Here is a 20,745-nt window from a genome sequence, read left to right on the forward strand (position 1 = left end):
TAAACAAAAATGCCCGCTATTCACTGTGAGCAATTAGCAGGTGTAATAAAATGTAGAAAATTGGGAAAATAAACAGGATAAAATCGTGATAGAGAAAGGTTGAATATGTGGCATATTAGTTTCCTACGTCAGTGCTAACTGTTTCAGGTTCACGGGTATCATCTCAGCCTTTCGGCACCCCGACTAAAAATTGCATGAAGTTTACGCTTCTTTTCAAGAAAAAACAAGCGGTCAAATTTTTCCCTCATTTTGCAAATAATGAGAAGAATTTGACCGCTTAAATAGAAAACTAAATTTGTTTAATTAAAAACGGTAACGTACACCGAAAGAGGCTTCATGAGTTTTAAAACGCACGTTTTCTAAACGTCCCCAGTCGTTATAACGATAACCTAAGTCTAAGGTAATATTCGGTGTAATATCATAGCCAATACCACCAATAAAACCAAAGCCAATGCGTTTTATGCTTCTAGAACCTGATGTTTCCTGATCCGCCTTCACATCTCCGCCTATTGGCATATTGTTAGTCTTAAATGTAAGTTTTGTTGTAAATTCATCTTTTGTGTAACCGCTGGTAGCAACATGCCCAACTTACTCTGTTCTATAATATAAGTAAAAATGTTTTAATTAAAGCATAAAATAACAGCAAAATTTGACTGATTGGTTTTTTATGCTTTCAATCAAACTGTATTTATAAAATAAAAAGAATTGACGTAATTTTGGTTACGTCAATTCTATTTTTATTTTTGATTATTCTGATTTTGCGCGGGTTGGTTCAGAATAAACGTGGCTAATTGCACAATGATGTCCTGCCGCGCCTTTTCCATAGAAATAATAACGAGAATCCTGCCAAGCCCTAATTGGGAAAGCCTCTGGCATTTCATCATTTGCTTTCGCTAAAGTCATCTCCGCTTTTGTATGGGGCTCTGAAGAAATTGTACCTAAACGTCCATTAAATTCATAAGTGCGGACAAATTTTGATACTTTCTCGAGCGTTTCAGGTTCATCTACATTAATTGCTGGATCAATAGATTCAACAACTTCTTGAGGTTTATATGAACTTAAACGATCTAAAGATTCTTGTACTTTTTTCTGTACCGATTCATTAGCTGGTTGAGTAATAAAATCTAATGCAGGTTTTACATCAGGGGATTTTTCTTCAATGACAATTCCCATTGCTGGCGTGATAAACCCTTTTTTAGTTTTCTCTTGCTCAAGCAATTCATCCACAGATAAGAAATGATTTTCTTTTGTCAGATTTACCGTTGAATAATCAATCCAAGCCTTGCCACTTGCCAATTCAGGCGAAACCACCGCAGCAAATAATGGCATTGGCGATTTTGGCTCTTGATTACGGCGACGACGCTGATTATTCGCTGCACGTAAATGACGTGGAGTACGACGCTGACGCTCTTGACGTTCAGAACGCTGGTTCTGATGAACGGGTTTTTCATCATTATTTTGAACCGTAATTACATCCACTTCTGGCATTTTTTCAGTCGTGCTGAAGTTATTTTCAACAACTGTTTCATTATCTTCAACGCGCACGCGTTTACGTAAATCACGGCGTTGGCGGCGTTGAGTTACAGGCTCAGTTCTTTCTTCTTTAGCCTCAAAAACAGGTGTAGAATTTACCGCACTTTCAGCGATACTTTCTTCCACTAAGTTACGGCGCGGACGGCGTTGATTACGCTCACGGACATTACGAACCTGTTCTTCGGTTCTTTCTGTTTCGTTATTTTCAGAACGTGGACGACGAGAAGAACGACGATCCTGTGAACGGCGTTGATTACGATTAGGATTGCGCGAAGTGCGGTTATTTTTCGGTTTGTTTTCTTCAGATTTAGTCGCAAATAAACCTTTAATCTTCGCAATAATTTTAGCTAACAAAGAGGGTTCATTTGATTTACGCTCAACTGGCGTTGGGGCTGCTTCTGAAATAGAAAGCGCAACTACTGCACTTTCAACCGCTGGTTGTTCAATAACAGCTGTTGTTTCCACATTACGAGAAACCAGTGATTCTTCAGTATTTTCATCTTTCTCACAGTGAATTTTCGCTAAATTATAGCTTAATTCATTTACTTCTTCGCCATCACGTAAGCGGAAAACGCTAAAGTGCGGTGTTTCCATTGCTTCATTTGGGGCAACAATAATATCGACATTATGACGCTTTTCAATATTGCTGATTGCTTTGCGTTTTTCATTAAGAAGATAAGAGGCAATTTGTACTGGCACAATGGTATGCACTTGCTTAGTGTTTTCTTTTAATGCTTCTTCTTCCAGCAAACGCAAAATAGATAAAGAAAGAGATTCATTATCACGCACTTTGCCTGTTCCTTGACAACGAGGGCAAATATGGTGCGAAGATTCGCCCAATGATGGGCTTAAACGCTGACGTGACATTTCTAACAAACCAAAACGAGAAATTCGGCTAATTTGAATACGGGCGCGATCTGGACGAACCGCATCACGAATACGATTTTCTACTTCACGTTGATGGCGGATTGGTGTCATATCAATGAAATCGATAACAACTAAACCACCTAAGTCACGTAAACGTAATTGACGCGCGATTTCATCTGCCGCTTCAAGGTTGGTATTTAATGCCGTTTCTTCAATATCGCCACCACGAGTAGAACGTGCGGAGTTAATATCAATGGCGGTTAATGCTTCAGTTACATCAATAACGATTGAACCGCCAGAAGGTAAACGCACTTCACGTTGGAATGCGGATTCAATTTGAGATTCAATTTGATAGTGGCTGAAAAGTGGCACTTCGCCTTGATAAAGTTTCACGCGATTGATGAAATCAGGACGCACAAGTTTGATATGCTCTTTCGCTTTCTCAAAAATTTTTGGGCTATCAATCAGGATCTCACCAATATCACGACGCAAATAATCGCGAATAGCGCGTACAATCACATCGCTTTCTTGATGAATTAAAAATGGAGCTGGACGACTTTGTGAAGCTTGTTTGATCGCTTCCCAATGATGTAATAATACTTTTAAATCCCATTGTAATTCTTCTGGCGATTTTCCCACACCAGCAGTACGGACGATTAAGCCTACACCGTCAGGCACATCTAATGAACTTAATGCCTCTTTTAGTTCAGTACGTTCATCGCCCTCAATACGGCGAGAAATTCCTCCTGCCCGTGGATTATTCGGCATAAACACCAAATAACTACCGGCAAGAGAAACAAAAGTAGTTAAGGCTGCACCTTTGTTTCCTCTTTCTTCTTTATTAACTTGAACGATAACTTCCTGTCCTTCAGTCAAAATATCGCGAATATTCGGACGACCTTGAAAAACATAATCATCAGGAAAATATTCACGGGCAATTTCTTTTAAAGGTAAAAAACCGTGACGTTCTGCACCATAATCTACAAAAGCCGCTTCTAAGCTTGGCTCAACGCGAGTAATTTTTCCTTTGTAGATATTCGCTTTTTTTTGTTCGTGTCCTGGACTTTCAATGTCCAAGTCAAAAAGGCGTTGTCCATCGACAAGCGCGACACGCAACTCTTCTTTTTGAGTTGCATTGATTAACATTCTTTTCATTGTCAATTCTCTTATTAAATATTTAAAAAAAACTCAAAATAAACCGCACTTTGCTTCGTTATCGACCTCGTGTTTCTCGCGCCAGTCAATCTCACGACTGTATGTTGCTGGGTGCATTGATAACGTTATTAAGCATAAATATTTGCTTGATAAAACAACGCGATATTCCGCACGCGTTGCAAATGGCTGATTTATTTTAAGAAAAATGTTGATTATCAATGTCTTATGCCAATTGCTGCATTGAGTTTTTACCAACAAAACTTATCCTTTTTTACGCAAATTCTTAGGCGCAAAAAGAGGCTCTATTATCCATAGAAAACGATTAATTAGCAAGGCGAATTTGCGTTCATAGAGTGACGTTCATATTACGTTTATAGTGCCTTTATGATATGATTTGCAGCGATTTTCAAAAGGAAAAAAAATGACAAAACAAAATGAAAAAATCATTAATTCATCCGTAAAAATGCTGACAATTAGTGAAGATGAAAGTGGACAACGAATTGATAATTATTTATTAGCAAAACTCAAAGGTGTACCCAAAAGTTTAATTTATCGCATTGTGCGTAAAGGCGAAGTGCGAGTAAACAAAGGCAGAATTAAACCAGAATATAAATTGCAAACAGGCGATGTTGTACGCATTCCACCTGTGCGTGTGGCTGAAAAAAATGATGTGCCGATTTCAAAAAATCTCAATAAAGTTGCCGCACTTGAAAACCAAATTTTGTTTGAAGATGATTGCTTGATTATTTTAAATAAACCCTCAGGAATCGCGGTGCATGGCGGAAGTGGTTTAAATTTTGGTGTGATTGAAGCCTTACGAGCATTACGCCCAGAAGCACGCTTTTTAGAACTGGTTCATCGTTTAGATCGCGATACATCAGGCATTTTATTAATTGCCAAAAAACGTTCAGCATTACGCAATTTGCACGAACAACTTCGCGTCAAAACCGTTCAAAAAGATTATTTAGCGTTAGTACGTGGGCAATGGCAATCCCATATAAAAGTTATTCAAGCCTCTCTTTTGAAAAATGAATTATCTAGCGGAGAGCGCATTGTGCGTGTCAGCGAGCAAGGAAAACCATCTGAAACCCGCTTCAGCATTGAAGAACGCTATATAAATGCTACGCTTGTGAAGGCTTCACCAGTCACAGGGCGAACCCATCAAATTCGTGTGCATACACAATATGCTGGGCATCCTATTGCATTAGATGATAAATACGGCGATAAAGATTTTGATAAACAAATGAATGAATTAGGATTAAATCGTTTGTTTTTGCACGCTTTTTCAATTCGGTTTGAACACCCTAAAAATGGCGAAACACTACGTTTCAATGCACCACTAGATCATCAAATGAAAGCAATTTTGCAAAAGTTGCGGGAAAGCAAATAGACAATATTTCTGTTTATTGCTACACTTACACACGGAGACAACTCGTTTCTATCAACAAATTTCATAATAACGACAACAAAGGATAGCAAAATGGCAAAAGGACAATCTTTACAAGATCCTTATTTAAATGCGCTTCGTCGTGAACGCATTCCTGTATCAATTTACCTTGTAAACGGAATTAAACTTCAAGGTCAAATTGAATCATTCGATCAATTCGTGATTTTATTAAAAAACACAGTGAACCAAATGGTATATAAACACGCAATTTCAACGGTTGTACCTGCTCGTTCAGTTTCGCATCACAATAATAATCATCATACTGCTCCAACAGAAGCAGTTGAAAACGTGGAAACTCAAGCAGAGTAATCACAACACCATTAATGGACAATCAATATTTATTAAGTGCGGTTGAAAATTCTTAGGAAATTTCAACCGCACTTTTTCCATTTCAAATCGGAAAATTATTTTCCAATTCCATATTGTTTCAATTTATTCGCAATCGCAGTATGGGAAACGCCTAAACGTTGAGCTAATTTTCGCGTGCTTGGATATTCTGCATAAAATAATTTTAGAACTTGTGCTTCATAAGATCCGATGATTTCATCTAAGGTTTTATTTCCAAATTCATCCAAAGAAATTACCGCACTTTGTGGCGGAGCAAGATTTAAACTTTCGATAGTCAAATGATTATCTTGTACCAGAGAGCAGGCACGATAAAGGGTGTTATAAAGCTCACGAACATTCCCTTTCCAATCATATTTCTGCAAATAAAGAAGAAAATCTTTATCGAAAGTTGGTTTTGCAATTTTTAATTCTTCACTGATTTCCTGTAAAAAACCTTGTGCCAGTGGCTCAATATCTGCAACGCGATTGCGTAATGCAGGCACATTAATAGTGAGAACATTTAAGCGATGAAATAAATCAGCACGAACTTTACCTTGCTCAACAAGCAAATGGAGTGGAACCTGTGATGTGCAAATCACGCGCACATTTGCATAATGCTCCTTTTCTTCGCCTACTCGACGGAAAGATCCATCCGTTAAAAAACGCAATAATTTAGCCTGCAAACCCAATGAAAGTTCAGCAATACCATCGAGTAAAACTGTACCCTCATTTGCGTATTCAAAAAAACCAATGGTTTCACTGTCGCCAACTTTTCGACCAAACATTTCACTTTCCGCATCTTCATCAGGCAATCCTGCACAGTTTACTGCGATAAATTTTTTATCTCGACGTAAACTCTGATAATGGCAGGCTTTCGCTAACAAATCCTTTCCTGTCCCCGTTTCGCCTTGAATTAACAAAGGCACATCAAACATAGCAAAACGTTTCGCGTTTTCTACCGCACTTTTCATCGCTTCACTTTGTACAACAAAACAATCGAAGGGTTTTTGAGGATCAAATTTAGAAATCGTCATATTCAGGGAATGGAAATAATTAAGATATGGCTATGATAATTTCTTTACAACAAAGTGTAAATATTATTTTACAAGGTAAAAATGCGACCATTTTTGACCGCACTTTATATAGCTAAGGTTTTAACATTTTTTCTGCTTCACGAACACGAACAAGGAATTGTTTACGTTCAGCTGAACTCATACCGCTGCTAGTACCGGGTAATTTAACAGTAAGAGGATTCACTGCTCGACCGTTAATACGAAATTCATAATGTAAATGCGGCCCCGTAGAAATGCCCGTGTTACCAGAAAGCGCAATACGTTCGCCTTTTTTAACGGTTTGCCCTGCTTTTACTAAGGATTTGCTCAAGTGCATATAAACAGTTTGATATTCACGCCCGTGACGCAACATAACATAACGCCCAGCACCGCCAGCCTGATAAGCGACCTTTTCAACTGTACCATCTGCTGGTGCAATAACTGGTGTGCCTTGAGAAACAGAGAAATCCACGCCTTTATGGGGACGAACACGTCCTGTTACTGGATGGCGACGATTTGGATTAAAAGGGGAGGAAACTCGCGCTTGTCGCTGCAATGGATAACGAGCAAAACCTTTGCCTAAAGTTTCCCCTTGCTGATTATAATAACGACCATTTGCCGCTTGCACTGCATAATAATTTTTACCACCAGATGAAATACGTAACGCTTCAACATTACCTTGACCTGTAAGTTTATCGCCTAAATATTCACGAGAAACTAAAATGGCAAATTGAGTGCCTTTTTTTAGTTTTCGTAAACTCACTTGCCATTGTAAGGCGTTACTAAGTTGGCTAATTTGTCGCGTATCAAGACCTTGTTCTCTTAAACTACTATTTAAAGAATTTTGAATCTCGCCTTTTAATACTTCTTTTCGCCAAATACTTTTCTTTTCAATAACTTGGCGTTTAAATTTCCCATCTTCGAGACGTTCATAAATACGTTCTTCTTTTTCAGAAACCAGCCAATTTAAATATTCCAAGTTATCATTTTTATTTAAAATCCAGTAAAATTGCTGACCTGCTTTTAAGTGGGCTAATTCGGGATCAAGCTTAATCAACGGTTGTACTGATGAATCATCTAAACCAGATAAAACTAAAACATCTTTTAACGTATCCCCTTCGGTTACCGTATAGCTAAATTGATCAGTAATTCTTATGGCTTGATCGGCCGCGTCTAATAAACCATTGAGTGCGTCTTGTGCGTGTTGAGGTAAAGTACCGAGATCATCTGAAGATAGTTTTACTTCATCAACTTCATCATCTTTTGCTTGCAGTTCATCATCATAAGAGGTGGCATCTTCATCAGGTTGAAGTGCGGTGGAATTTTTATTTGGCGATGTATTTAACTCGTGATATTCCCCACTGTCAGAGGTGGAAAATATGGGATTTTCTTCAGATTTGTCTTTTATTGTAAGTAAAATGCCTGTCAAAATAAGCAGAATAGCAACAAAAAACACGCCTACTTTTATATATGTGCGTTTTTTTCGTCTATCTCGAGCTAATTTTACGTGTTGCACTGGCATCCCTAAAATAAAAAAGTTTTCAGCATTCAGACTACAGATTATAAAGAAAATTCATTCCTATGGAAAAAGCATTATTCAAATGCTTAAATATTCGACACAAGAGAGAAAATCTTGAGAATTCTATAAAAATGCGTTATTTTCCCCAACCATTGTTGAAAACACGGCGATTTTATGAATATCACAGCCATTCGCAACGAGCAAAACCAACAACCGCTCATTCAATTAAAAAATATCAATGTGGTTTTCGCACAAAAAACCGCTCTGCAAGATATTAATTTAAATATCTATCCCAATTCTATTATTACCATTGTGGGGCCAAATGGTGGCGGAAAATCAACGTTATTAAAAACCTTATTAAAACTACAAACGCCCACTTCTGGCGAAGTCATTTATAGTAAAAATGTTCGTATTGGTTATGTTCCACAAAAAATCCATTTAGATCATAGTTTACCCATCACGGTTGAGCGATTTCTTTCGCTAAAAAAAGGCATTAAAACACAAGAAATATCCACCGCACTTGAGCAACTTTCTATTTCACATTTACGCAAAAATAATATGCAAAAACTATCTGGTGGCGAAATGCAACGGGTATTATTGGCGCGTGCAATTTTAAATAAACCAAATTTACTTGTGCTAGACGAACCCACTCAAGGCGTAGATATTACTGGGCAGGCAGAACTTTATCAGCTCATTCATCAAACCCAACAAAAATTAAATTGTGCTGTATTGATGGTATCACACGATTTACACATTGTGATGGCAGACAGTAAAGAAGTATTGTGTATTAACCAACATATTTGTTGTGCAGGTACGCCTGATGTTCTCTCAAATGATCCAACATTTATGCGTTTATGGGGAAATCAGATCGCACAAAATATCGGCTTTTATACCCATCATCACAATCATCATCACACTTTACACGGAGATGTGTGCGGTTGTAATTCATCAGCAGTGCATTGTCAAAATAAGGATAAATAATGTTTGAAATTTTATTTCCAGCCTTTTTAACAGGCATTTTGCTTTCACTTATTACTGCGCCACTTGGCGTATTTGTAGTGTGGCGGAAAATGGCTTATTTTGGCGACACACTTTCTCACTCTGCCTTGCTCGGTGTGGCGTTAGGGATTTTCTTACAAGTCAATCCTTACATTGCGATTGTGGTGCTGACCTTAATTCTTGCTATCGCAATGGTGTGGTTAGAAAGCAATACGCAATTTTCTATTGATACCTTGCTCGGCATTATCGCCCATAGCTGTTTATCTCTCGGCGTTGTGACAGTAGGATTATTACGGAATGTACGGGTAGATTTAATGAATTATTTATTTGGGGATTTGCTCGCAATTAATTATACCGATTTAATTTATATTGGCATTGGCGTGATAATTGTGCTTTCAACATTAATTTACTTTTGGCAATCCTTACTTTCCACCACCGTATCGCCAGAACTCGCGCAAGTTGAAGGCATTAATATCAAAAAAATGCGTTTTATTTTAATGATATTAACCGCATTGACTATTGCCTTGAGTATGAAATTTGTCGGTGCATTAATAATCACATCCTTATTAATAATCCCTGCGGCAACCGCTCGTCGCTTTGCGAGAACACCTGAATCTATGGTGGGCTGGGCGATTGTAGTCAGTATGTTGTCAATTATAGCTGGGCTAATCTTATCAGCCTTTTATGATACCGCTGCTGGGCCTTCCGTTGTGATTTGTTCAGCGTTTTTATTTGTCTTATCACTCTTCAAAAAAGAGCGATTATGAGCTTGCCCAACCAGTGAAAACCATTTGCGCCACAGTTTAATTCTTGATAAAGTGCGGTCGATTTTTACGGTCTTTTTAGGATAACAAAATGAACCAAGAATATTTAGATTTTGAATTGCCGATTGCAGAATTAGAAGCAAAAATTGAAGCATTACATGCAGCATCGGATGATAAAGTTGATTTAACTGATGAAATCAAACGCTTACAAAAGAAAAGTAACGAACTCACTAAAAAAACCTTTGCTAACCTTGATGCTTGGCAAGTTTCACGTATGGCACGTCATCCAAACCGCCCTTATACATTAGATTATATTGAACATATTTTTACGGAATTTGAAGAACTTGCTGGCGACCGCGCTTTTGCTGATGATAAAGCGATTGTTGGTGGCTTGGCACGTTTAGATGGTCGCCCAGTGATGGTTATCGGTCATCAAAAAGGTCGTTCTGTAAAAGAAAAAGTACAACGCAATTTTGGTATGCCAGCCCCCGAAGGCTATCGTAAAGCGTTACGTTTAATGGAAATGGCTGAACGTTTTAAATTGCCAATTATTACATTTATTGATACTCCAGGGGCTTATCCAGGTATTGGCGCAGAAGAACGTGGTCAAGCGGAAGCTATTGCTCGCAACTTACGCGAAATGGCACAACTTACCGTTCCTGTTATTTGTACCGTTATCGGCGAAGGCGGTTCGGGCGGTGCATTAGCTATTGGCGTGGGCGATAAAGTGAATATGTTGCAGTATTCCACTTATTCTGTTATCTCGCCTGAAGGTTGCGCTTCTATTCTTTGGAAAAGTGCGGAAAAAGCATCGACTGCAGCGGAAGTAATGGGATTAACTGCAAGCCGTTTGAAAGAATTAAATCTTATCGATAGCATTGTGCAAGAACCTTTAGGTGGTGCGCATCGTAATTATCTAGAAATAGCTGAAAACTTAAAACTTCGTTTAAAAGAAGATTTATCAGAACTTGACGGACTAAGCAAAGAAGAATTATTAAATAGACGTTATGAACGTTTAATGTCTTACGGTTATTGCTAACTAACATTCTAAAAGAGCGGTGATTTTTGCCGCTCTTTTTTGATCTAAATATACAACAAAGGAGAAAACACAATGAAAACCACCTTTGAACTGGGTTCTTACGAGTTACAAACCATTGCTGCACGTTTTGAAATTCTTAATCCAAGCAGTAACTATAAAGCTGAAAAAGTTGCCTAATGGATTTACTTTCAGACATTGAAAAACAACTCCAAAAAGCCACCGCTCAAGGGTTTCTTATCGCCTTGAGTGGTGGTTTGGATTCTACTGTACTTCTTTCTTTATTTGCAAAACTTCGTCAAAAACAACCGCACTTACCGCCTTTATCAGTACGAGCTATCCACATTCATCACGGATTAAGCCCCAATGCCGACAGTTGGGCTAAACATTGCCAAGACTTATGCGATCAATTTCAAATTCCGTTGATTATTGAGCGAGTACAAGTAGATAAAACCAATGGCATTGAGGCTGGGGCGCGTGAAGCACGCTATCAAGCCATAAAAAAACATCTTCAAACGAAAGAAATGCTGGTTACAGCACATCATCTAAACGATCAAACAGAAACATTTTTCTTAGCACTAAAACGTGGCAGTGGGCTACAAGGCTTAGGCGCAATGCAACAACAAAGCGTATTATTCGGCATGCCAATTTTACGCCCGTTGTTAAGTTTTACTCGCCCACAGTTAGAAGATTATGCTCAAAAAGAAAAACTCAACTGGATTACAGATGAAAGTAATAAAGATAATCGATTTGATCGCAATTTCTTACGCAATGAAATTTTGCCAGAATTACGTGAACGCTGGGCTTATTTTGATTTAGCCGTGCAACGTTCCGCACAACATTGTTTTGAGCAACAACAGTTAATTAATGATTTATTGAGTGAAGCCTTTGCACAACATTGTCAAATTAAAAACCAATTTAAACTGTGCCAGTTCCGCCAATATTCTCTCGCAAAACAAACCGCACTTTTGCGTATGTGGCTTGCGGAAAACCAACTTGAAATGCCAAGTAAACGCCAACTTACACAGCTTATTAATGATGTCGTTTTTGCAAAAGAAGAGGCAAATCCTCAATTTCAGCTTGTAAATAAAGTTATTCGACGTTATCAAGATAGTTTATATTTAACTAAGCCGTTTTCTGATCTAACCAAATGCTCCCTAAAATTAGAACAAAATACGCTAAATTTACCTGATAATTTAGGCAATCTCACTGTTCAAGAAAATGAACATAATCTGATTTTCTACTGGCAGGATTACTCTGTTACGCTGGAAAAAACGAACTTGCCTATTTCTATTCGTTTTGGCTATTCGGGCAAAGTGAAACATCATCCGAAACGCCCAAGAGAAGATATAAAAAAAATCTGGCAAGAATTAAGCGTACCACCTTGGGAACGAAATCGGATCCCTTTAATTTTTTATGGCAACGAGCTAAAAAGTGCGGTCGGTTTTTTTCGTGTTTTTGACGAGTTTTAAAATCAAGTTAAAGCGACTTTGTTTCTAAAAATACGTTCAGAATTTGAGCGGTGAATTCTTTTCTTAGATAAAAACCCAAAGGCAAGGTATCTATAATTTCGCCATTTTTTCCTATGCCTTTTGTCACTGCGCGACTATTTGCCCCCTTAGGGCGAAGTTGCATAACTTCCCCAATTCGAGCGGTAATTTGCTCCAATTTGCCAAGTACAATTAAATCCATCAATTCTTCCCAATCTTGTTTTAATTGACGTTCTTGCTCAGCGGTTGGCTTCCATAAAATTGGCGCGCCAATATGGCGTTCACGTAATGGAATATGACGGCTGCCTTCAATTGGCATCCAAAGTACACAAGAAAGTTTATGACAAACGTGAGAATTTTCCCATTTAACCCCTGAATTTTGTACCAATGGGGCAAGGCTCACAAAGGTCGTTTCAAGAGGATAACCCTCAGCATTAATCGGCAATGTTTTAAGCTCAACGCCTAAATGGGAAAAGTCCTGCTCTGCTTTACTGCCAGCTGTCGCCCCTAATGCAGTTTCAAGTAACATCCCCACCCAGCCTTTGTCTCGTTTTAAATCAATCGGAACAGGAATATGCAGTTCATCAGCTAACTCCCCAAAAGTTAAGCCTGCAATTGATTGCGCTTGGGAAAGTAATTGTTCAAGGGTTTGTGGAATCATTCGTGATATTTCTTAAAAAAGCGAGGCTTAGTATTTTCAGTGCCTTTATCAATATAGGGAATTTTTTCTAACTGTAATAAAAAACGTTTTGCCTCTAAGCCACCACCAAAACCAGTTAAAGTCCGATCTTTACCTAAAATACGATGACAAGGAATAATAATACTAATGGGATTACTGCCCACAGCACCGCCCACGGCACGAACAGCTTTAGGATTATTAATACGTAACGCCAGCTCTCCATAAGTGGAAAGCTCGCCATAAGCAATTTTTCGCAAGGCTTGCCAAATGGCTTGTTGAAATACTGTGCCTTCTGGTTTTAAAGGAATGTTTGAAAAACACTCAACTTCCCCATTAAAATATCGTTCAAAAGCTAACCGCACTTTTTGAAAAACAGGCAATTCATCTTGCTTGTGCCATTTTGGATTAGGCGCATATTGCTCTTTTTCAAAATCAATATGTGTAATGCTCTCGCCGTCAGATAAAATCAAAAGCTGTCCGACGGGGGAAGGGTAATAAGTGTAATAAAGTGCGGTCATTTTTCGCCTTGTTTTATAAAAGAAAAGCACACTTGGTGTGAAAGTGTGCTTTATTATGCTAAATTTTTTAACGGATTAGAAACTATAATTTAAGTTTAAGCCGTAAAGATTTGCATGTGCTTGAGAAGTATAATTTGCAGTTGTATTAAATGTCAATGCACGTTGTTCACCTATTGTTTTTACTTCTTTAAAGTGAACTTTTTTGCCTTTTAAGTAAGCATAGCCAAGATCAACAGATAAGTTCGGCGTGAATTTATAGGTTGCCCCTAAACTATACCAAGTGCGATCGGTATCTGGAATTGCAGCACTACGCTGATGACGAGATGCCGCTTGATCGTAAGCAATACCTGCACGTAAGGTCAATTTTTCATCAAGATTATAACTTGCCCCTAATGCAACACGAGAGTTATTACTGTATTGTAATTCTTTATCAAACGCTTTTTTACCATTTTCAGAGCTAGCGTATAATCTTGTTAAACGACTCCAATGGGTATATTTATAACTATAATGCACGGCAAGTTTGTCAGTTAATTGATGGAAACCAGAAAGTTCTAAGTAATCTGGCAATGTAAGGGTTAAATCACCTTTTTTACCTTCTTTGATGACATTTGCTTCTAAACTAGTGGCAGTGCGGTCAGTAAAATCAATGTCCACTTTAGAATGATAGGCTAAACCAATTCGGTTAGCTTCATTAAATTGATACATTACACCTGCATTCCAGCCAAAGCCCCAAGCTGCTCTATCTTGTAATGACACAACAGATTTGTCTTTAGAGGGCAAATGCTGAGGAAGGTTTTTGTATGGTTCGCCCAGTGTTGCGAGTGCTCCTGTTACTTGGCCATCCTTAACAGTATCCACAAGAATACCAGCATTCCGTTCAACTTGGGCTTTAGCATAAACCGCATTTACCCCTAAACCTGCGCTCAAGCCTTCTGTTACTCGATAAGCACCACTTAAATTTAAGTTGATAGCAGTCAAGTCAGTTTTTCCACCAAATACACCAGCATCATAACTATCGTCATATTCACTTTTTAGACCGAAATTGACATTCATTCCTGCGCCCAGCGCGAATTTATCATTCACTGGTGCAACGAAATAAAGATTTGGCACAAAAGCACCAGGAACAACATTACGCGCTGAAGCTGAGCCGTACTTTGTTGCTGTCATTCCACTAGTTGCTATTATTGTAGCAGAAGAAGTTACATCACCATTCATATTAATTCTAGAATCAATATAAACGCCACCTGTGGAAAACTGTGCCGTTTTAAATAAACTCATCAAAGCTGGGTTAGTTGCCACGACAGAAGCATTATCTGCAATCGCCGCTTCACCTGCATAGGCACGACCAAGCCCAGAAGTAGACACTTCCGCCAATTGAAACGCCGCCGCATTTGCACCACCTGCAGCCAACAACATTGCAGTTGCTAATAGAGATTGATTAAATTTTTTCATTTGGAACCCTTTGTTATAAATAAAAATCTGGGCAATTATAAAGCCCGAATCTATTGAGTGCAACTCTATTCCTTATTTTTATTAGAGCTACGACTAGTTAGCAGGAGCTTTTTGCATTTAATGGATTGTTTTGTTCAATTTTTGTCATTTATGGGGAACAAGAAAAATGATAAAATGCACAAAAACATTCATATAAGGAAAAGAAAATGACCGTAAAATGCAAAGCAGAAGAATCCTTAACTTGTAGCTGTGTTGATGTAGGCACGATTATTGATGGCTCTGACTGTAGCGTAGAAGTACATCAATTTTATAGCACAGAAGCTGATGCCAATGCAGCGCTTGAGCGATTAACGAAGAAAGCGCGCGATATAGAAAGCGATCCTTGCGAAATTAAAAGCGAAATCGTGGCAGTTGAAAACGGCGTTCAATTAAATGCTTCTTTCACTTTTAGTTGCCAAGCAGAAGCGATGATTTTTGAACTGGCGAATCGTTAAAAACAATTAAAAATTTGACCGCACTTTTATTGGGTTAGAATAGTGGACGTTTTAAAAATGCTTACTATGAAAGTGATTTTTAAAACGTCCACAAAATTTAATATCCATCTTCTTGCATATTCGGCAAAAATTCCGCTTGCTGAATACGTTTCACTTGGGTACGAATTGAACCATCTGAATGTAGCTCAATTTCACGCCAACCAGGCTGTAAGGTATCAAGAGAAAAATACTGGCAATCAGGTTTAAATTGAATACAAGTCGCTGGTGTTGCCATCACTTGATAACCATTCCATTCACTATTTACTTCTTGATGAATATGCCCATATAAAATAGCTTTCACATTACTAAAAGGCGCAAGCACTTCTGCCAATTCGTGAGAATTACGAAGGTTATGTTGATCAAGCCACGCGGAATTAGTTGGTAATAAATGGTGATGTAATACAATCAAGGTATAGCGTTCAGGATTTTTTTCTAAGGTTTCTTTTAATAAATCGAGTTGATGCTGGCTTAGTTGTCCGTGCGGTACACCGTAAACTTGGCTATCTAACAATAAGGCTTGCCAATGCTCGCCCAATAGAAGATGTTTTGCCACGTTCATTGGTGGCTGATTTAAAAATTCTGCCATTTTAGGCTGAAAATCGTGATTTCCCGGAATCCAAAATACAGGTTTATTGAAAGGTTTCATCATTTCTACAAAACGAATGTAACCTTCATCGCTACTATCCTGCACAAGATCGCCTGTAACAAGAATTACATCAAATTGGTTATTTTCTTGCTGAATTTCCTTTAATACTTGAGCAAAACTTGCTTGTGTATTTACCCCCAATAATTCCGCACTTTCATCTTTAAATAAATGGGGATCCGTAATTTGTAATAATTTAATAACAGGCTTTTCCGCCTGATAAACAAACGTATTTTTCATTAATGCCCCCTAACTACATTTCCAACTTTGTTGTAACTGAGCATAATTTAATTGAAGCCACTGCAATCCAATCACTGCAATGCCATTATCAATTTTCCCCTCGCACATCCATTGATACGCCTGTTCACGTTTTACTACCTGTACTCGAATATCTTCATTTTCTTCAGCCAAACCGTGAATACCTTTTGCTTGTGAGCTATCCACTTCACCTGCAAATAAATGAATTCGCTCCACTATGCCACCTGGGCTATCCCACACACTTAAACAATGCGTTAAATTTTTGACTTGAATTCCCGCTTCTTCTTCACTCTCACGCAAAGCAACTTCTTCTGGCTTTTCGCCTTTTTCTACCATACCCGCAATTAGTTCGAGTAACCAAGGCGAACGATTAGATTCGGGATGATAAGCCGCGCCAATACGAACTTGTTCAACTAAAATCACAGAATCTTCTTTTGGATCATAAGCGATAACTGCTGAGGCGGCACCTTTAATCAGTAATTCTCGGGTTACGATGCCACTTTGCCCTCCAGCAAAAAGTTTATGTTTAAATTGGATTTGTTTAAGCGTGAAAAAACCTTCATACAAAGTTTGTTCGCCCAATATTTCTATATCTTGTTGGCTAAAATGTTGAATTTCTGACATCTGTTTTCTCCAAAACTGAACGCAAAATCATACGCTTAAAAGACTACAAAAAAAATAGAAGGTTTCCACTTTTTGTTGAAAGTTTGAAGTGAGTCACAAAATAAAATACCGTGATAATTTATCAATAATCACGGCATTCTTTTTTCAGAAGTATGTAAGATAATGTTTTACTCCGTTTTTACAAAACAGATATTCTACAAAACCTTACTCACAATTTTTCCATCAGCCACTTGGGTTGTAATGAAGTCCCCTTGATTGACATCTTTCACACTAACAATGGCTTTACCTTGCGAGTTTTCCGCAATGGAATAACCTCTTGCCAAGACTTTCAACGGGCTTAAACCATCTAATTTTCCGCATAACGTTGCCAGTTTATTTTGACGCTCCGTCACTTGGCGATTTACGCAAAAATTTAACCGCACTTGCAACTGCTCTAAGCGTTGTTGATGACGTTGCACTTGATATGGCAATGGATTTTGTTTTAAACGAGAAGAAAGTGCGGTCAATTTTTGTTGTGTATTTTCAAACTGACGTAACATAGCAAGTTGCAAGCGATGCGTAAGCTGTGCATTTTTTGCTTGTTGAACGCGTAACTGATTCTGTGGATGTTGATTTTGCAATCGTAAAATTAGCTGTTTCAAACGCTGGCTTTTTCGCGTAAATAAACGATCAAATGCCATATCTAAACGTTGCTGTTGATGGCGAAGTTGTTGCAATAATTCATCTTGATTACGACTAACTAATTCAGCCGCAGCAGAAGGGGTCGGCGCACGAAGATCTGCCACAAAATCGGCAATCGTCACATCTGTTTCGTGTCCCACCGCACTGATAATAGGTAAGGTTGAACGAAAAATTGCTCGCGCCACTTCTTCTTCATTAAAACACCAAAGATCTTCTAAAGAACCGCCACCACGCCCAACAATTAATACATCCACTTCTTGTCGCACATTAGCAAGTTCAATCATTTGCACAATTTCTGCGGTCGCCTCTTTGCCTTGAACCGCAGTGGGATAAATAACAACTTTTAAACTTGGATCACGGCGTGCCAAGATATGCAAAATATCTTGCAATGCTGCACCTGTAGAAGAAGTAATAATCCCAACTGCTTTACTAAAGTGCGGTAGATTTTTCTTGAGATTTTGAGCAAACAATCCCTCCGTAGCCAGCTTCATTTTTAACGCTTCAAATTGCTGTTGCAACAAACCCTCGCCAGCTGGGTGCATAGAATCAATAATAAGTTGATAATCGCCACGAGGCTCATATAAACTCACATTGGCACGCACAAGCACTTGCATTCCATTTTGTGGACGAAAAGCTACACGCAAATTTTTCATACGAAACATTGCACAACGCACCTGTGCATTTTCATCTTTCAGCGTTAAATACCAATGTCCAGACACGGGTTGGGTAAAATTGGAAATTTCCCCCGTTAGCCAAATTTGGGAAAAATTACCCTCCAACATCTGACGTGCGGCAGAATTTAGTTGAGAGACGGAATAAATATTGTCTGACATATTATTCAATTAACGCCCACCCATCATCAACCCAGTTACAAATGGAATCCAACAACAAATCCATTGAAGTTTCGGGATCTTCGGTTTCATTCACTAAATTAGATAAAAACGCCCAATCCAAACTTTCGCCGTCAGACAAGCGTTTTAATACTTCGCTCTCAATTATATTAAGTTCATCTAACCATTCGCCGTTCGCATAAATTCGCAACGGATTTTCGGTGTAAAGCAATTTACAATTGTTGTCTTGAGAAAGGAATGCGCCATCTTCTTCTAAAATTGACCGCACTTCATCGGGATCGCACATTTCATCAGAAACCAATAACTCATAACGACGAGAACTTACCGCACTTGCTACGGCTTGTTTAAATAACGTATCAAAAGCTTCTGAATGAGCCAATTTATCTAATAAAAGCTGTTTCATCGCTTGAATATTTTCATCTGCAAGTTTACCTGTAGCTTGTACAGACTGGCTTAAACGTAGTGGCAAATCAAACTCGCTTAAATTCAAATCAGGATCTTGATGACAAAAACCTTTGCTTATGCCATCAATCAAATTGCTTAAATTTGGATAACGCAAGCCAAAAGAAAAGGTTAAACAATCATCTTCAGCTACGCCATAATGTGCTATACGCGCTGGAATATACAAAATATCCCCTGGATTCATCACTTCATCAATGACTAATTCGCCCATATCATCAAAAATTCGGATCGATTGATTGGGTTTAAATTCAGTGCTTGCATCACACCATTTACCCACTTGCCAACGACGATGACCATAGCCTTGCACTAAAAATACATCATATTCATCATAATGCTTACCGACAGAACCACCTTTCGGCGCATAAGACACCATAATATCGTCACGTTGCCATTGAGGAATAAAGCCAAATTTATTCCAAAGTTGTCCTAATTCAGGCGACCATTGCTCCAAATTTTGAACTAACACCGACCATTTTTCTGGCAATTGTTGGAAATCCTTTTCGCTCAAAGGGCTAAAAAAAACTTTCCAATCATCATCAGAAAATGTCTTCACTAAACGAGCTGTCACATCTTCATTTTGCGCGAGCTCAATAATATCTTGTGGCTCAAACTGCCCAACGATTTCAGGCAAACCGTTCCGAATCACAAGTGGCTTTTTCTGCCAATAATCACGTAGAAAAATTTCTGGCGTGATATGTTCAGGTAAACAAAAATCAACAGATGAAAGTGCGGTCATTTTTAAGCTCCTTTTTCTTTGTCTTTGGCTGCAGCTTGCTCTGCTGCACGCTTACGGCGAATTTCTTTCGGATCTGCAAGTAATGGACGATAAATTTCAATACGATCGCCCTCTTTTAATACATCAGTCAATTTTATTGGACGACTGAAAATCCCAATTTTATTTGTGCTCAAATCAATCTCTGGAAATTGGCTTAAAATCCCTGATTGCGTAATCGCCGTTTGCACGGTAATTCCTTCATCAACTTGAAAAGATTTCAAATAATAACGTTCGGGAAAAGCATAAGCGATTTCAATGTTAATCTGATTCATTTTTATTTCTTTGTTAAAAAATTTTAGCCATTATAACGGAAAAGTGCGGTGACTTTTAATGATAAATCACGAGCAATAAATTACCTCTTTGTTTCCGCCTTATAGATTGAGAATTTAAGGCTTTTTCGCTACAATACGCCACTATTTTTTACATCATCAAATTTTTACATCATCAAATAAAAATGTCAGAAATAAAACTTATTGTTGGTTTAGGCAACCCAGGCGAAAAATATGCCGATACACGCCATAATGCAGGCGAATGGCTTATTGAACGCTTGGCACGTCGTTTTAATGTTTCGTTAAATCCTGAAAATAAATTCTTCGGAAAAACTGCCCGCACTTTATTGAATGGAAAAGAAGTACGCCTTTTAGTGCCAACAACTTTTATGAATTTAAGCGGTAAAGCAGTTGGCGCATTGGCAAGTTTTTATCGTATTAAACCTGAAGAAATTTTAGTGATTCATGATGAATTAGATTTACCACCAGGCACTGCGAAACTCAAACAAGGCGGTGGACATGGTGGGCATAACGGCTTAAAAGATATTGTGGCTCAATTAGGCAATAACAATAATTTCTACCGTTTACGTATTGGCATTGGGCATCCTGGTCATCGTGATTTAGTGGCAGGTTATGTTTTAAATAAACCATCTCCAGCAGATCGCGATGCACTTGAAAAAGTGTTAGATGAGGCAACTGATTGTGTAGAAATAATTTTCAAAGATGGAATGATCAAAGCGACCAATCGTTTAAACAGTTTTAAAATTTAAAAGTGCGGTTAGTTTTACAACCGTTTTACTCAAAATAAGGA

General features: G+C 38.3%; 20 protein-coding genes, 1 pseudogene and 1 riboswitch. Of the genes and pseudogenes, 9 read left to right on the forward strand and 12 right to left on the reverse strand.

From position 1 onward, the window contains the following. Positions 1-103 precede the first annotated feature (103 nt). Positions 104-192, reverse strand: a riboswitch (TPP riboswitch). A 111-nt stretch (positions 193-303) separates the two neighbouring features. Both AT683_RS09755 and rne read right to left on the reverse strand, forming a co-directional pair. Continuing rightward, positions 304-516, reverse strand: coding sequence for an opacity family porin (locus tag AT683_RS09755; protein WP_005693751.1), 213 nt, complete (start codon positions 514-516; stop codon positions 304-306). Positions 517-747: 231 nt separating this feature from the next. Next, entirely contained in the window at positions 748-3,555 is a 2,808-nt protein-coding gene (rne, locus tag AT683_RS02990) for a ribonuclease E (protein ID WP_058222166.1), read from the reverse strand. A gap of 421 nt (positions 3,556-3,976) precedes the next feature. Here rne and rluC point away from each other — a divergent pair, with 421 nt between their 5' ends. Both rluC and hfq read left to right on the forward strand, forming a co-directional pair. Further along, on the forward strand, positions 3,977-4,945 hold the full coding sequence (gene rluC, locus AT683_RS02995) for a 23S rRNA pseudouridine(955/2504/2580) synthase RluC (protein ID WP_038440601.1): 969 nt from the start codon (positions 3,977-3,979) through the stop codon (positions 4,943-4,945). Between the two features lie 90 nt (positions 4,946-5,035). Then, a complete protein-coding gene (gene hfq / locus AT683_RS03000) occupies positions 5,036-5,311 on the forward strand; it encodes an RNA chaperone Hfq (RefSeq protein WP_005693756.1) in 276 nt (91 codons plus the stop codon). Between the two features lie 95 nt (positions 5,312-5,406). On the opposite strand, the gene AT683_RS03005 is transcribed toward hfq, so the two are convergent. Both AT683_RS03005 and mepM read right to left on the reverse strand, forming a co-directional pair. Continuing rightward, entirely contained in the window at positions 5,407-6,363 is a 957-nt protein-coding gene (locus AT683_RS03005) for a sigma 54-interacting transcriptional regulator (protein WP_038440604.1), read from the reverse strand. A 112-nt stretch (positions 6,364-6,475) separates the two neighbouring features. After that, a complete protein-coding gene (gene mepM, locus AT683_RS03010) occupies positions 6,476-7,897 on the reverse strand; it encodes a murein DD-endopeptidase MepM (protein WP_038440606.1) in 1,422 nt (473 codons plus the stop codon). A gap of 177 nt (positions 7,898-8,074) precedes the next feature. On the opposite strand from mepM, the gene znuC reads away from it, so the two are divergent. From znuC to tilS, 5 genes and pseudogenes are all read left to right on the forward strand, one after another. Continuing rightward, positions 8,075-8,881, forward strand: a complete 807-nt coding sequence (gene znuC / locus AT683_RS03015) for a zinc ABC transporter ATP-binding protein ZnuC (protein WP_005656411.1) — start codon at positions 8,075-8,077, stop codon at positions 8,879-8,881. Then, positions 8,881-9,666, forward strand: coding sequence for a zinc ABC transporter permease subunit ZnuB (gene znuB / locus AT683_RS03020; protein ID WP_005686871.1), 786 nt, complete (start codon positions 8,881-8,883; stop codon positions 9,664-9,666). Before znuC ends, znuB begins: the two co-directional genes overlap by 1 nt. An 88-nt stretch (positions 9,667-9,754) precedes the next feature. Further along, positions 9,755-10,702, forward strand: a complete 948-nt coding sequence (gene accA, locus AT683_RS03025) for an acetyl-CoA carboxylase carboxyl transferase subunit alpha (RefSeq protein ID WP_005686868.1) — start codon at positions 9,755-9,757, stop codon at positions 10,700-10,702. Positions 10,703-10,771: 69 nt separating this feature from the next. Next, a pseudogene (locus tag AT683_RS09380) lies at positions 10,772-10,879 on the forward strand (pyridoxal kinase); the annotation flags it as partial. Further along, entirely contained in the window at positions 10,879-12,171 is a 1,293-nt protein-coding gene (tilS, locus tag AT683_RS03030) for a tRNA lysidine(34) synthetase TilS (protein WP_048946922.1), read from the forward strand. The pseudogene AT683_RS09380 and the gene tilS, both read left to right, overlap by 1 nt. A 7-nt stretch (positions 12,172-12,178) precedes the next feature. Here tilS and mutH read toward each other — a convergent pair whose 3' ends face one another. The 3 genes from mutH to AT683_RS03045 form a co-directional block, all read right to left on the reverse strand. Then, positions 12,179-12,850 (reverse strand): DNA mismatch repair endonuclease MutH, encoded by a 672-nt coding sequence (mutH, locus tag AT683_RS03035; protein WP_048946921.1) that lies wholly within the window; start codon positions 12,848-12,850, stop codon positions 12,179-12,181. Continuing rightward, entirely contained in the window at positions 12,847-13,386 is a 540-nt protein-coding gene (locus AT683_RS03040) for a methylated-DNA--[protein]-cysteine S-methyltransferase (protein ID WP_058222167.1), read from the reverse strand. Before AT683_RS03040 ends, mutH begins: the two co-directional genes overlap by 4 nt. A 75-nt stretch (positions 13,387-13,461) precedes the next feature. Continuing rightward, positions 13,462-14,838 (reverse strand): outer membrane protein transport protein, encoded by a 1,377-nt coding sequence (locus AT683_RS03045; RefSeq protein WP_058222168.1) that lies wholly within the window; start codon positions 14,836-14,838, stop codon positions 13,462-13,464. 206 nt (positions 14,839-15,044) lie between these two features. On the opposite strand from AT683_RS03045, the gene AT683_RS03050 reads away from it, so the two are divergent. After that, positions 15,045-15,332 (forward strand): YfcZ/YiiS family protein, encoded by a 288-nt coding sequence (locus tag AT683_RS03050; RefSeq protein ID WP_005691446.1) that lies wholly within the window; start codon positions 15,045-15,047, stop codon positions 15,330-15,332. A 97-nt stretch (positions 15,333-15,429) separates the two neighbouring features. On the opposite strand, the gene cpdA is transcribed toward AT683_RS03050, so the two are convergent. The 5 genes from cpdA to AT683_RS03075 form a co-directional block, all read right to left on the reverse strand. After that, positions 15,430-16,254, reverse strand: a complete 825-nt coding sequence (gene cpdA / locus AT683_RS03055; RefSeq protein ID WP_038440617.1) for a 3',5'-cyclic-AMP phosphodiesterase — start codon at positions 16,252-16,254, stop codon at positions 15,430-15,432. A 9-nt stretch (positions 16,255-16,263) separates the two neighbouring features. After that, entirely contained in the window at positions 16,264-16,896 is a 633-nt protein-coding gene (gene nudF / locus AT683_RS03060) for an ADP-ribose diphosphatase (protein ID WP_021035668.1), read from the reverse strand. 194 nt (positions 16,897-17,090) lie between these two features. Beyond that, positions 17,091-18,410, reverse strand: a complete 1,320-nt coding sequence (gene xseA, locus AT683_RS03065; protein ID WP_058222169.1) for an exodeoxyribonuclease VII large subunit — start codon at positions 18,408-18,410, stop codon at positions 17,091-17,093. 1 nt (position 18,411) lies between these two features. After that, positions 18,412-19,626, reverse strand: coding sequence for a ribosomal protein uL16 3-hydroxylase (locus AT683_RS03070; protein WP_058222170.1), 1,215 nt, complete (start codon positions 19,624-19,626; stop codon positions 18,412-18,414). Between the two features lie 2 nt (positions 19,627-19,628). Then, complete coding sequence (locus AT683_RS03075; protein WP_005649214.1) at positions 19,629-19,937, reverse strand: RnfH family protein; 309 nt, start codon at positions 19,935-19,937, stop codon at positions 19,629-19,631. A gap of 182 nt (positions 19,938-20,119) precedes the next feature. Here AT683_RS03075 and pth point away from each other — a divergent pair, with 182 nt between their 5' ends. Then, positions 20,120-20,704, forward strand: a complete 585-nt coding sequence (gene pth / locus AT683_RS03080) for an aminoacyl-tRNA hydrolase (protein ID WP_058222171.1) — start codon at positions 20,120-20,122, stop codon at positions 20,702-20,704. Positions 20,705-20,745 lie beyond the last annotated feature (41 nt).

Source organism: Haemophilus influenzae, from assembly GCF_001457655.1.
Lineage (GTDB): Bacteria > Pseudomonadota > Gammaproteobacteria > Enterobacterales > Pasteurellaceae > Haemophilus > Haemophilus influenzae.

Excerpts from the sequence above, each read along its gene's own strand:
- pth (WP_058222171.1), top strand. The coding sequence starts at position 20,120 with ATGTCAGAAATAAAACTTATTGTTGGTTTAGGCAACCCAGGCGAAAAA.
- AT683_RS09755 (WP_005693751.1), bottom strand. The coding sequence starts at position 516 with ATGCCAATAGGCGGAGATGTGAAGGCGGATCAGGAAACATCAGGTTCT.
- tilS (WP_048946922.1), top strand. The coding sequence starts at position 10,879 with ATGGATTTACTTTCAGACATTGAAAAACAACTCCAAAAAGCCACCGCT.
- rne (WP_058222166.1), bottom strand. The coding sequence starts at position 3,555 with ATGAAAAGAATGTTAATCAATGCAACTCAAAAAGAAGAGTTGCGTGTC.
- AT683_RS03070 (WP_058222170.1), bottom strand. The coding sequence starts at position 19,626 with ATGACCGCACTTTCATCTGTTGATTTTTGTTTACCTGAACATATCACG.
- nudF (WP_021035668.1), bottom strand. The coding sequence starts at position 16,896 with ATGTCAGAAATTCAACATTTTAGCCAACAAGATATAGAAATATTGGGC.
- AT683_RS03075 (WP_005649214.1), bottom strand. The coding sequence starts at position 19,937 with ATGAATCAGATTAACATTGAAATCGCTTATGCTTTTCCCGAACGTTAT.
- AT683_RS03040 (WP_058222167.1), bottom strand. The coding sequence starts at position 13,386 with ATGACCGCACTTTATTACACTTATTACCCTTCCCCCGTCGGACAGCTT.
- AT683_RS03050 (WP_005691446.1), top strand. The coding sequence starts at position 15,045 with ATGACCGTAAAATGCAAAGCAGAAGAATCCTTAACTTGTAGCTGTGTT.
- rluC (WP_038440601.1), top strand. The coding sequence starts at position 3,977 with ATGACAAAACAAAATGAAAAAATCATTAATTCATCCGTAAAAATGCTG.
- xseA (WP_058222169.1), bottom strand. The coding sequence starts at position 18,410 with ATGTCAGACAATATTTATTCCGTCTCTCAACTAAATTCTGCCGCACGT.
- mutH (WP_048946921.1), bottom strand. The coding sequence starts at position 12,850 with ATGATTCCACAAACCCTTGAACAATTACTTTCCCAAGCGCAATCAATT.
- znuB (WP_005686871.1), top strand. The coding sequence starts at position 8,881 with ATGTTTGAAATTTTATTTCCAGCCTTTTTAACAGGCATTTTGCTTTCA.
- AT683_RS03045 (WP_058222168.1), bottom strand. The coding sequence starts at position 14,838 with ATGAAAAAATTTAATCAATCTCTATTAGCAACTGCAATGTTGTTGGCT.
- AT683_RS03005 (WP_038440604.1), bottom strand. The coding sequence starts at position 6,363 with ATGACGATTTCTAAATTTGATCCTCAAAAACCCTTCGATTGTTTTGTT.
- znuC (WP_005656411.1), top strand. The coding sequence starts at position 8,075 with ATGAATATCACAGCCATTCGCAACGAGCAAAACCAACAACCGCTCATT.
- hfq (WP_005693756.1), top strand. The coding sequence starts at position 5,036 with ATGGCAAAAGGACAATCTTTACAAGATCCTTATTTAAATGCGCTTCGT.
- accA (WP_005686868.1), top strand. The coding sequence starts at position 9,755 with ATGAACCAAGAATATTTAGATTTTGAATTGCCGATTGCAGAATTAGAA.
- cpdA (WP_038440617.1), bottom strand. The coding sequence starts at position 16,254 with ATGAAAAATACGTTTGTTTATCAGGCGGAAAAGCCTGTTATTAAATTA.